General features: G+C 57.1%; 9 protein-coding genes and 2 pseudogenes. 6 read left to right on the forward strand and 5 right to left on the reverse strand.

Translation table 11 applies throughout. The features are described 5' to 3' along the window. The first annotated feature begins 128 nt into the window (after positions 1-128). The 5 genes and pseudogenes from M7R55_RS02390 to M7R55_RS02410 all read left to right on the forward strand — a co-directional run bounded on the left by M7R55_RS02390 (position 129) and on the right by M7R55_RS02410 (position 4,852). A complete protein-coding gene (locus M7R55_RS02390) occupies positions 129-551 on the forward strand; it encodes an Hsp20/alpha crystallin family protein (RefSeq protein WP_298218180.1) in 423 nt (140 codons plus the stop codon). A gap of 246 nt (positions 552-797) precedes the next feature. Beyond that, positions 798-1,271: pseudogene (locus tag M7R55_RS02395) on the forward strand (DDE-type integrase/transposase/recombinase); the annotation flags it as partial. Positions 1,272-1,625: 354 nt separating this feature from the next. Beyond that, complete coding sequence (locus tag M7R55_RS02400) at positions 1,626-1,946, forward strand: hypothetical protein (RefSeq protein WP_298218182.1); 321 nt, start codon at positions 1,626-1,628, stop codon at positions 1,944-1,946. An 18-nt stretch (positions 1,947-1,964) separates the two neighbouring features. Beyond that, positions 1,965-3,071: a magnesium/cobalt transporter CorA gene (corA, locus tag M7R55_RS02405; RefSeq protein WP_298218184.1), complete on the forward strand. Its 1,107-nt coding sequence runs from the start codon at positions 1,965-1,967 to the stop codon at positions 3,069-3,071. Between the two features lie 197 nt (positions 3,072-3,268). Continuing rightward, on the forward strand, positions 3,269-4,852 hold the full coding sequence (locus M7R55_RS02410; RefSeq protein ID WP_298218187.1) for an amidase family protein: 1,584 nt from the start codon (positions 3,269-3,271) through the stop codon (positions 4,850-4,852). A 645-nt stretch (positions 4,853-5,497) separates the two neighbouring features. Here the strand turns inward: M7R55_RS02410 and M7R55_RS02415 are convergent. From M7R55_RS02415 to M7R55_RS02435, 5 genes and pseudogenes are all read right to left on the reverse strand, one after another. Beyond that, on the reverse strand, positions 5,498-6,700 hold the full coding sequence (locus M7R55_RS02415) for a heme biosynthesis HemY N-terminal domain-containing protein (RefSeq protein ID WP_298218189.1): 1,203 nt from the start codon (positions 6,698-6,700) through the stop codon (positions 5,498-5,500). Further along, on the reverse strand, positions 6,697-7,920 hold the full coding sequence (locus M7R55_RS02420; RefSeq protein ID WP_298218191.1) for a uroporphyrinogen-III C-methyltransferase: 1,224 nt from the start codon (positions 7,918-7,920) through the stop codon (positions 6,697-6,699). The genes M7R55_RS02415 and M7R55_RS02420 overlap by 4 nt, the downstream gene beginning before the upstream one ends. 3 nt (positions 7,921-7,923) lie before the next feature. Beyond that, positions 7,924-8,691 (reverse strand): uroporphyrinogen-III synthase, encoded by a 768-nt coding sequence (locus M7R55_RS02425; RefSeq protein WP_298218194.1) that lies wholly within the window; start codon positions 8,689-8,691, stop codon positions 7,924-7,926. A gap of 64 nt (positions 8,692-8,755) precedes the next feature. Further along, on the reverse strand, positions 8,756-9,715 hold the full coding sequence (hemC, locus tag M7R55_RS02430) for a hydroxymethylbilane synthase (RefSeq protein WP_298218196.1): 960 nt from the start codon (positions 9,713-9,715) through the stop codon (positions 8,756-8,758). A gap of 135 nt (positions 9,716-9,850) precedes the next feature. Further along, positions 9,851-10,000: pseudogene (locus M7R55_RS02435) on the reverse strand (IS30 family transposase); the annotation flags it as partial. A gap of 128 nt (positions 10,001-10,128) precedes the next feature. Here M7R55_RS02435 and recQ point away from each other — a divergent pair. Then, the coding region (gene recQ / locus M7R55_RS02440) for a DNA helicase RecQ (RefSeq protein WP_298218198.1) at positions 10,129-11,576 on the forward strand (1,448 nt) is incomplete at its 3' end.

The following is an 11,576-nucleotide window of genomic DNA, read 5'->3' on the forward strand; positions in this document are numbered from 1 at the left end:
TGAATTCACCCTCTTGAAATTTTCACACCCGACCACAAATAAGCACCAAGGCTGTTAAAACCCTTGAAAATCAATTGGGTGTGCGGCCTGTTACTCAGTTGTTGAATGTAAGCGACAGGAGGTGTTTTATGTCGATCGTTCGTTATGAGCCTTTTGGTCTGTTGTCCCAGCTGCAACGCGAGCTTGCGCGCAGCAGTGAGGGTTCCACCGCGACGGCCGAGTGGTCGCCCAGTGTGGATATTAAAGAAGAACCGGATCGGTTCGTGATCCACGCCGATGTGCCCGGTGTCCAGCCGCAGGACATCGATGTTCATATGGAAAATGGTCAGTTGACCATCAAGGGTGAAAAGAAAACCGAAGCCACTGCGGAAGACAAGAACTACAAGCGGATCGAGCGAACCTATGGTTCCTTCTACCGAAGGTTCGGTCTGCCCGATTCTGCCGAGGCGGAAAAGATCTCGGCCCGCACGAAGCATGGCGTGCTAGAAATCGTGATTCCCAAGCGCGAATCGGTGCAGCCACGCAAGATCAGTGTGGTCAGTGAGGACTGACAGGTTCAGCCTGGCAGGCCCAGGATGAGACTAAAACCCCGGCCTCAGCCGGGGTTTTTTATGGGGTTCTACCTTGTGGGTACATGGGTGTTACGTCCCATGCGATCATATTCCAAAAACCCGTTGGCGATTATTCCAAGCTCGCGAATGGCTGCCTGAACTGATGACGATTCTGACACGGACATAAACCCCATGGCCAATATCCATCCCCAAGCGCGCACCACCCCGATGATTCGGGCAGAGATTCAAGCTTTCCTCGATCACTGCCTGCGTCGTCATGGGATCTCGCGCCTGGCGGATCTCTATCCTGAGGTTGAAGGCGAAAAACCCGCCAAGAAGACCTTCAAGGACTATGAGCCCAGCTTTGTGTATGCGGACATCAAATATCTGCCCCAGATGCCAGACGAAAAACAGCGGTGCTACCTGTTCCTAGCCATCAACCGTGCCACGTGCTGGCTGTTTGTGCAGGTGTACGACGGTCAAAGCCAAGCGAGCAGCGTGGACTTTGTACAGCGACTTCAGGCCGCCGCACCGATGAAAATCGTCACGCTCTTGACCGACAACGGCACACAGTTCAGCGATCGCTTCTCTCGGAAAAGTGAAGAGCCTTCCGGTTCGCACGCATTCGACAAGGCGTGTCAGAATGCGGGTATCGAGCATCGCTTAAGCCCACCATGCCATCCGCAAACCAACGGCATGGTGGAGCGCTTCAATGGACGCTGAATCACCAACCCCCATCAAAACCTGATTTACTGGAGTGAACCTCGAAAAACCCTATCCTTGGAATTTTTCGAGGACATTCATCGCGGGGAGGCGCTATGGACTCGCGCCATTTAAATTGTTTACATGATTGATTTGAATGCCACATCCGCCTTGGCGGACTTGGGTCACGGATGACCGAAGGGCTCGAAAACAGGATGAGCGTCGCCCCTTCCGTGAGACGTACGGGCACCCCGAAAGGTTGTTCGAGGTTCCCTGATTGTAAATCAATAGCTTGGGTGTAATCAGCGCCCGTTGTGACATAGAATCGGCCTGTTGATGAGGGTTGTTTTCGCCCCGGTAAGGATGCACCGTTTGAATGCTGAACTAATCACTGCTCCTGCTCTTGAATTCATTGGCGCTGACCGGCATGTTAGTTGGCGAGCCTATCAGCAGGATCAGGTGGTCTGCCTGTCCACGCCGGATATGGCCTTCCTGCTGTGTACGGACGGGTTCTGGGAGCATGTAGCCGTGTCGGAAATGCCGCTGATACTGGCTGCCGCGGATTTGAGTTTCGCAGCCTCGGTCTGGGTGCGCCAGGCGGCGCGCCGCGCGGGCGCCGGGGGGGATAATGTCGCTGTGGCCTTGTGGCGATCGCCCCCTCGATCCAGACGCGGCTGGCTTTCGTTTCGATAAATCGCCTGGAGTATTGCCATGAGTTTCGAAAATCGGCGTATCGGCACAGCGTACCGGGTGGGCATGGCACCAGGTGCATTGCTGGAGGATACCCATTCTGTTCCGGCGCAAATTCAACTGATTCATTATCGTGAACATGATTCGTCAGCGATTGATCCTGCGAGCTTGCAGGCCGTGCAAACCGTCATAGCTGCACATGATGGCGTGACATGGCTGCACGTACAGGGTTTGCCCGGCAAGGCCTTTCTGGAAGAAATGGGCGAGCGTTTCGGCCTGCATCCCCTCTTGCTCGAGGATATCCAGTCGCGAGATCAGCGCCCTAAGCTTGACGAATATGCAGAGCATCTGTTCGCTGTGTTCTCGGTGCCTCGCTGGCAGGGGGACGGGGCCGTTCTTGAACAGTTCAGCCTGCTGCTGGGCGATGGCTACGTGATCAGTATCCACGATGCCCAGAGCGACATCACCGGCGTCCTGCGTGCGCGATTGGCGCAATCGAGTTCACGTCTACGCCAGCATGGTGCGGATTATCTGTTCTATTCGCTGATCGATTTGATCATCGACCAGATCTACCCCTTGCTCGAAACCTTCGGCGGTAGGGTCGACGAGCTGGAAGAACGTCTGGTAACCAATCCCGGTCATCGTGCCCTACCGGATATCCAATCAGCCAAGCGCACCCTTAACCAGCTCCGGCGCCAACTCTGGCCGACGCGCGAAGTCATCAGTCATCTGATTCGCGGCGTCAGTAACGAGCCGCTTCTGGAGGCCGGGTTGCGGCCTTATCTCAACGATCTCTATGATCACACGGTATCCGTGATGGATATGCTCGAAACCTATCGCGATACCGTCACCGGGTTGATCGACATTCATCTGTCGAGTGTCAGCAACCGTTTGAATGAAATCATGCGTACCCTGACCGTGATCTCGACACTATTCATCCCGCTTACCTTTATCACCGGTATCTATGGCATGAATTTCGGCAACAACGCCGATAGCCCATTCGCCATGCCTGAACTGCGCTGGTACTTCGGCTACCCGCTTATTATATCGGTGATGGTGACGGTGGCCGTCGGGATGCTCCTGTTCTTCAAGCGCCGGGGTTGGATCTTTACCCGTGGTCGTTTCTAGGTAAATGCTGATTTATTCCATCCATGGAATAAATCAGCTCGCTCATCGCGGTACACGCCCGCGATGGCTCTCACGAATCAAAGACTTACGTCTTTGTTCGTGTTGGGGCATCCTGCCCCAAGCGGGAAGCACTGAATAAATCAGCGCTTCCTTAACGTACGCAAATCGTCTAACCAAAACATGATTGGAGAAAATCATTGAAAGCACTTAACCATCTGAAATCATCATTCATCCGTGCCGGAGCCTTACTCACTATTTCGGCAAGCTTGAGTACTGCCCCCGTGTACGCCGCCAAACCCTTCGCTGTGGAAGAAACAAGTGTGGCAGAGATCGAGGCGGCATTTAAGGCGAAGACCCTCACCTGCCACCAGCTCGTAGCCAACCACCTCGCGCGCATTGAGGCTTACGATCGTCAGGGCCCGAGTCTGCGCGCGCTGCTAACGATCAACAGCAATGCGTTAGCCAAGGCGGACCAACTAGATGCCGCCTATGCCAAGAGTGGTCCAGTGGGACCGCTGCATTGCATCCCCTTGATCCTCAAGGACAACTACAATACCGCGGACATGCCCACGACAGACGGCTCTGCCTCAATGGCATACAACCAACCGGCGAAGGACGCCTTCGTGGTGAGCAATCTGCGCGCCGCTGGCGCACTGATCCTAGCCAAAGCTAACATGCATGAGTTCGCTGTTTCCGGCACGACGGTAAGCTCGCTAGGTGGTCAGACCTTGAACCCCTATGACCTAACACGCACGCCGGGTGGATCGTCTGGTGGAACGGCTGCCGCTATCGCTGCGAGCTTCGGTGTGGTCGGCACCGGCTCGGATACGGTCAACTCGATACGTTCCCCAGCTTCGGCAACTGCCCTGGTTGGCTTTCGTCCAACCCGAGGCCTGCTGAGTAGGGACGGGATTATCCCCGTCTCGGAGACTCAGGATGCGATCGGCCCCATTACCCGCACAGTAGCCGATGCAGCGCTCATGCTGGCCGTGATGAAAGGAGTAGACCCGAATGACCCGGCCACCGAGGCCAGCGCCGGCAAATCTCCCAAAGACTACTTATCTTCCCTGGATGCAAACGGACTCAAAGGAGCTCGTATCGGCGTGATTAAAACCATGTTCGGAACCGAGAAGATACATGACGAAGTGAATGCCGTGATGTCCAAGTCCATAGAAACAATGAAAACGGCTGGGGCGACCATTATCGAAATCAATGACCCAAGGTTAGATGCCAACCTCATTGGTAAGGATAACGACGTCCAAAAATATGAATTCGCAGCGCTTATAAAGAACTATCTTGCTTCGGTGCCAAACACGCAAGTGCATTCAGTCCAGGACATCCTCGCTTCAGGCAAATACCACGCAGCCTCTACAGGGAAGTTCCTGAAGTCGGCTGCGGATATCCAGGACGGACTACACGATCCTGACTATCTGTTGCGTTTGCAGCGCAACATCGCTACACGAAAAGTTGTGGAGAAAGTGCTGGAGGATCATCACCTTGACGCCCTAATTTATCCGCTGCAAAAACGCCTTGTGGTGCCTGTGGATGAGCTTAACCAAGCTGACCGTAATGGTATCCTTGCCTCTGTAACAGGTATGCCGGTCATCACAGTGCCCGCCGGTTTCTCCACCCCATCTGATAATGCGCCGCTGGGCGTGCCGATCGGTATGGATATCCTGGGAAAGGCATGGAGCGAGCCGACGTTACTCAAGTTGGCATACGCCTTTGAGCAGGTGAGCAAAATACGTAAACCACCGGCCAGCACGCCGCCATTGGATTGAGCAATACAGGTCCAGAAAGGTAGCGAATGGCTTTAGTCTTCACGTCGCGTACCGGACGCAACTGAATTGACCAAAATGATGGCCGTTATTTGTTGTCCAAGGGTGCTTTTTGACTGTCTGTCATCGCTGAGTATGCAGCTTGACAGAGGCACCCAATAAGAACGCGTATTTGAATAGGAGAACTCGCGCTACGTCCAAAATCTGGATCAAAATTGCCGCCGGTTTCAAACCGGCTTGCCTACTGACTGCTCGGCAATTAATCAGCGAGGGGTCGCTGCAAAAAGTGGCAGTTTAGAGAAGACAGCACTTCAGATGGTGTCCATGCAGCGTATCGGCTGCAAACTTCTTTTGTTACCCAAGGACCAGGCAAGCTTCGCGCGCAGAAAGCGGAGTACTGTTACGGGCATTGCTCCTGCCTCATGGTGACCTGTAGGCCGCGACACACGCATCCCTTTGTTTGGAGATCTTCCGCTCAGGACTGGGTGGTTGCCTGTTTCGCTATGATGAGAGGGTGCTTCAAAAAACCTTTCGAGGTTCCCATGAATAACATCAATGCTCTCAAGTCCAAGGAACCCCAGAGCTCGGTTGGGATATTCAAAGCCAATGGACCCGGCTTTATCCACATTGACATCTAGTGGGTTCGGCTCACTTTTCCAGGGCCATCCTTTCAAATGCTTTGGTGTAATACACCACGGCTTGAGTGCTGTCGCGTTCGTGTTCTGCAATTTGTGCCGCCAGTTTTAGGATGGTTACATCGGGGCTGTCGTTCAGCACAGGGGCGAGGGCCTGTTTGGCCGCTTCGGTATCATCATTCAGCCAGGCCAAGCGTGCCTCGGCATAAGCGCGCAGGTTGGTGTCTGATGCGCACATGCCTTGGCTCGCCCAACGGTTGTACTGTGAGAGAGCCCGTGCCGGATCCTTGGGTGGCAGCGCCAACCACTGATACAGCAATGTGGGCGAGCATTGGTGCTCCAGTGCGGTCTGCAGGATGCGTTCAGCCTCATCGGGTTGTCCCAGCGTCAACCAGGAGTTGGCCAGCGAGGCGAGCATGAGCTCGTCCTGGCGCAGACTTTTCGGCACATCGTTCCATATCGCAGCCAACTCGGCGGTCTGCTTATGGCGCGCCGCTTCCTGAATCAGCCCGCCGTATACGGCCCGGTCATAGCGTTGAACATCCTGCTCCGAGAGACCGGACCATTTCAGCCGTCGCAGAGCGGGCATCAGTGTCCGCAATTTTTCCCAGTCCGCAGCTTCGAACAGCGTTTCGGCGAAGGCACAGACAATGGCCTCGTCCTTGGGGTGGCCGGCCGCCAGCGATTGCAGCAGTTCCAGTGCGGGAGAGAGGTTCTTCTGCTGGCGGAAGCGATTGGCCATGTGCAGCGCCAGAAAATCGGCGAAACGCGGAAAAGTGGCCCGCACCTCGTCGAGCAGGTTGAGCGTCGCGGCGGTTTGGCCCTGGGCCATGAGCGCATCGGCTGCGATGACGTAATTCAACGGCGGCAGGCTGGCTTTATCCAGTCCTGCACGGGCCAGCTTTTCGGCCACAGCGAAGCGCCCGCGTTCGAGTTCCGCCCAGGCGCGCAGCAGTTGTTCGTCGGCAGCCTGTTGTTTCTGACGCGCGGAACGACGACGCCAGAGTGAGGGTAGTTTCAGCACGGCGGAAATGACGCGCCAGATGATCGCCAGTGCAATAAACCCAACGATGATCAATGCAAGCAGGCCCAGCGCCGAGGTTTGCAGTTCCCAGCCCAGCAGCGCGATATCGGCTGTGCCCGGGTCACGGACGAAATAGAAGCCTGCGCCAGCAGCCAGCACCAGAATAATCAGAATCAGCGCAAAACGTTTCATGGCTGCGCCTCCTGCACAATTGGCGAGGTTGCGGTCGGGCTCTTGAGGCCCGATGTGTCCCAGGCCTTGAAAATCGGGGCGAAGCTCGGCCATTGGCGACCCATATAAAAATCCTGCGTGGCTTTGAGGGCCGCCAAGGTCTGGCTGACATCGGGGGCATCGGGAGCATAATGCTGCGCGATCCAGTCTTGTGCTTCGACGATGGAAGACATCATCTGGTGCATGTCGTGCGAGAGCAGTCCTTCACGCACGGCCGTCAGCCAGAGGCGTGTTTCACGATCATCACTCGCGCGGGCGCTCTCCTTGACGGCTTGATCGCTGCGGGTCAACGTGAACTGCCGGCTGAACCATACGGCAACGGGATGCCAGACGGCACGCGGCCAGCGAACGTACCAAGGCTCGTTAGCTGTTGTGGTGGTACTGGCCGTGCTTTCTGTGACAACTGTGGCGATGGGTTCGGTTGTGGCGGATGCCGTTTGAGCGCCGATCAATGGCCATTGCGAGACATTTTCTGCCGCACGGCGTAATCGCAGTGCCATGCCGACCGCATCAAAATCATCGACCTTGCCGAGTTGGATCAAGGCGTCGCTGATTGCCGCCCGGATAGGCAGGGTTTGCGGCAGGGCGAGCGCGGCAAGGCGTTGATCGGCCAGCTTGAGTGCGACAGCAGCTCCGGCCGGATCCTGGGCGATACTCAGGCGCTCCTGGGCTCGGGTGAGCAGGAATCCGATTTCTGCCGCTTTCCAGGCGCGTTCGCCTTGCCCCAGCCGATTTTGGATGGCTGCCAGATTGTGTTCAAGTGCCGTCAGCCGTTCTGACAGTTTTCCGGTAGTCTGCTGCGTTTGGGTGATCTGCTCGCCGGTTTTTTTCTCCTGTGTGGCCCAATTCGCGCTCAATTGGCTCATCTGGCCATTTGTTTGCTCGAGTTTATCGGCCAGTGCGCGCTGATCCCGCTGTTGGGTGGCCATGAGGCTGTCCAGGCGGGCGGCGTTGGTCTCGAACAGTTTCCAACCGTACCAAGACACACTGACCAGCGAGCCCGTAAAAACGACGAACAAGGTCAGAATCCAGTAGCCATAGGCGCGCCGAAGTGGAACTGTTGTTTCTTCGGGTGTCAGCGGCTTCTCTTCGCCGACCTCAGAAGTGGATTCTTCCATGGGCGGCGAAATTTCTTCTGCCGTAATAGGCTGGATTTCGGGCTGATGTTTTTTCTGGGTCATGCGCTAATCCTGTTTGAAAACGGCGCAAGCGCGCGCCAATGCCGCATCATCCGGGGCCTCGGCACGCACGATGGCTCCTGTAAAGCCGAGCGAGCGTGCGTAGGTTTCTGTGCGAGCATTAATGACAACGAGATTGCAGTGTAACAGTCCCGACCGTTCTTCGGCAGTATCCGCCCGATCGGCCCGTTCGCTCAGGCACCGGAGTGATTCAGGCGCGGTGATGATCCATATTGAAGGCGGCGACAACCCCTCCGGAGATGGAGCGCAATGTCGTTGATAGACGGGAAGGGGCAAGACGCAGATGCCCTGCTGCCGCAGGCTGTCTGCCAGCTTCTCCCGCCCGGTTTCACCGCGAAACAGCCAGACGGTGTGTCCGCGCATAGCCTCGATCGGCAGGGCGGCCAGCAAGCCTTCGGAGTCCTGGGTGGTGGCCGGGCGATAAATCGCTGGCGGGTTAGGAAACAGCGCCTCGATCGCCGCGGCGGTGGTGTCGCCCACGGCGGCCCATGCTATCGACGGCAAGGTGGTCAGGTCGTGCAATTCGTGAGCGAAACGGACCGCGCGCGGGCTGACGAAAACTCCCCAATCACCCGCCGTTATCTGAGCCATCGCTGCGCGCACTTGCTGTGAGCTGGATGGGGGGGCAAACTTCAAAAGAGGCCAGTCGATCAATACCGCGTCCGGCAGCAGGGCGGACAAGGCCGCAGCCAGTCGATCGTTGGCGCCTTCGGGGCGTGTCAGGGCAATGGTCAGTGCTACACCTTTGTTCATCGTTTTTTGCTTGCGCGATTCATGGTGTCACGGGCCTATCGTGAGGATGCATGCACCTGATCGATCAGGCCGGGTCGGCATGAATACCGACTTCGGCCAGGATTTTATCCGCGCCCGCAACCAGCATCCGCTCGGCCAGTGCTACGCCCAATGCTTCGCCTTCTGTGACGTTACCAGTGATTTCATCACGCAGGGTGAGTGTGCCATCGGGTCGGCCGACCATGCCGCGCAGCCACAGGCTGCCGTCGTCCCGCAACACGGCATAGCCGCCGATGGGTACCTGGCAACCGCCATTGAGCCGCGTATTGAACGCGCGTTCGGCGCGCACGCGAATGTCGGTTGGTGTGTGGATCAGCGGAGCAATCAGGGCGCGGACGGCGGCATCGCCCGATCTGGCTTCAATGCCCAGAGCACCCTGGCCGACGGATGGCAATGATTCTTCCGGGCTCAGCTCGGCGCGGATGCGTGCATCGTAGCCCATGCGCTTTAAGCCGGCGGCAGCGAGAATGATCGCGTCGTATTCTCCACGGTCGAGTTTGGCCATGCGCGACTGAATATTGCCGCGCAGCATTTTGATTTGAAGTTGTGGATGGCGCGAGCGGATCTGGGTTTCGCGACGCAGGCTGGAAGTGCCCACCACTGCCCCGGCGGGCAGGGCGGCCAGCGATTCATAGTTGTTCGACACAAAGGCATCGCGTGGGTCATGCCCTTCGAGAATAGCGATCAACGCCAGCCCCTCGGGGAAACGCATCGGCACGTCTTTCATGGAGTGAACAGCGATGTCAGCGCGCCGTTCGAGCAAAGCGACTTCCAGCTCCTTGACGAACAGCCCCTTGCCACCGATCTTGGACAGAGGACTGTCCAGCAGTTGATCACCTTGGGTGGTCATGCTGACCAGTTCGACCCGAAGCCCCGGATGCAGTCGCCGCAATTCGCTCGCCACAAACTCGGTCTGCCACATGGCCAGCGGGCTTTCGCGCGTGGCAATGCGAATCAGGTCAATATGGGGTGCAGTGGGCGTCATCGGGCATGTCCTGAATTTTGTGTGTGAGGCGTTTGAAGTTTCAACCTTTGCTGCCTGATTTTACATCACCTGTTTCGTAAAGTGATCGTCGAACTGGATCGCGAATTGCACCATCGCGACTTTCCAGTGAATCACCGACATTTCCTGCCCTTGGTCGAAGGTCATGCTCTTGCGTACCACCAATGGCATACGATTGAGTGCCGCGCTGAAGCCTTCCATCGCCGAAGTCGCCGTCGCGTCATTCATTTTCACCCGCATCCGATAGCCACTGGTGCGCCCCACCAGCGCGCCTCACTCGAAATTTGTACAACCCCCAGTGAAATCATCTGCACACGCTGATTTTATGCGGGTTTCAAGGCTGTGCCGACCTCATTCTGGTGAAATATCCGAGTTAGGTATGTTCTAATGGCACGATGAATTCCAGCACCACCACGTCGCCACTGCACATCCTGAATACGGTGTTCGGCTACCCCGTTTTTCGGGGACCGCAGGCCGAGGTGATTGATACCGTGATGAGCGGTCGTGACGCACTCGTGTTAATGCCGACAGGTGGCGGCAAATCGGTGTGCTATCAGGTACCTGCGCTCGCGCTGTCCGGCACGGCCATCGTCGTATCGCCGCTGATTGCGCTGATGCAGGATCAGGTGGCGGCACTGCGTCAGGCAGGCGTTGCGGCTGCGTTTCTCAACTCCACACAAACGGGCGAAGAAGCGCAAGCAGTGCGCAACCAATTACGCTCAGGCACGCTCGATTTACTTTACGTCGCGCCGGAACGCCTGCTCAATGCCGACACCTTATCGCTGTTGCGCGAGGTGCCCATCAACCTGATCGCCATCGACGAAGCGCACTGCGTCTCGCAATGGGGGCACGATTTTCGCCCTGAATACATCCGTCTGGGTGAATTGGGCGAATATTTTCCCGGCGTACCCCGTATCGCACTCACAGCCACCGCAGACAAAACCACCCAACAAGAGATCATCCATCGCCTGGGTCTGAATGAGGCACGGGTATTTATCAGCAGCTTTGACCGGCCAAATATCCGCTATCACATTGCGCAAAATCACGGTGGCAGCGCCCGCGACGCCCTGTTGCGATTTATCCGCGACAACCATGCCAACGAAGCGGGCATTGTCTACTGTCTGTCGCGCAAGCGGGTGGAAGAAATCGCCGATTGGTTGACCGATCAGGGGCTGACCGCACTGCCATACCACGCCGGTCTGCCCGCCAGCCGACGCGAACAGACGTTGCGACGATTCCTCGATGAAGACGGTGTCATTGTGGTCGCGACCATCGCCTTCGGCATGGGTATCGACAAGCCCGATGTCCGCTTTGTTGCCCACCTCAATCTCCCCAAAAGCATCGAGGCCTATTATCAGGAAACGGGTCGCGCCGGGCGGGACGGCCTGCCCGCTGAAGCCTGGATGCGCTACGGGCTGCAAGATGTGATCACCCTGCGCCAGATGATGAGTGAATCCAATGCGGACGAAGCCATCAAGCGGATCGAGCAACACAAGCTCGATGCCATGCTGGGGTTATCCGAATCCACCGCGTGTCGCCGCCAGACCCTGCTCGGATACTTCGGCGAGCAGGGCACCAAACCCTGCGGTAACTGCGACAACTGCCTGACACCGCCGCAAATGTGGGACGCAACCCTGCCCGCCCGTCAGGCGCTTTCCACCGTGCATCGCACCGGGCAGCGCTTCGGCGTGAATTACCTGATCGACGTATTGCGCGGCAAGACCGACGACCGCATCACACAACTCGGTCACGATAAGCTCAGCGTGTTCGGCGTCGGCCACGCGCACACCATCGACATCTGGCGCAGTGTATTTCGCCAGCTCATCGCTCAAGGGTATTTAAG

It is taken from the genome of Halothiobacillus sp. (assembly GCF_027346185.1).
GTDB lineage: Bacteria > Pseudomonadota > Gammaproteobacteria > Halothiobacillales > Halothiobacillaceae > Halothiobacillus.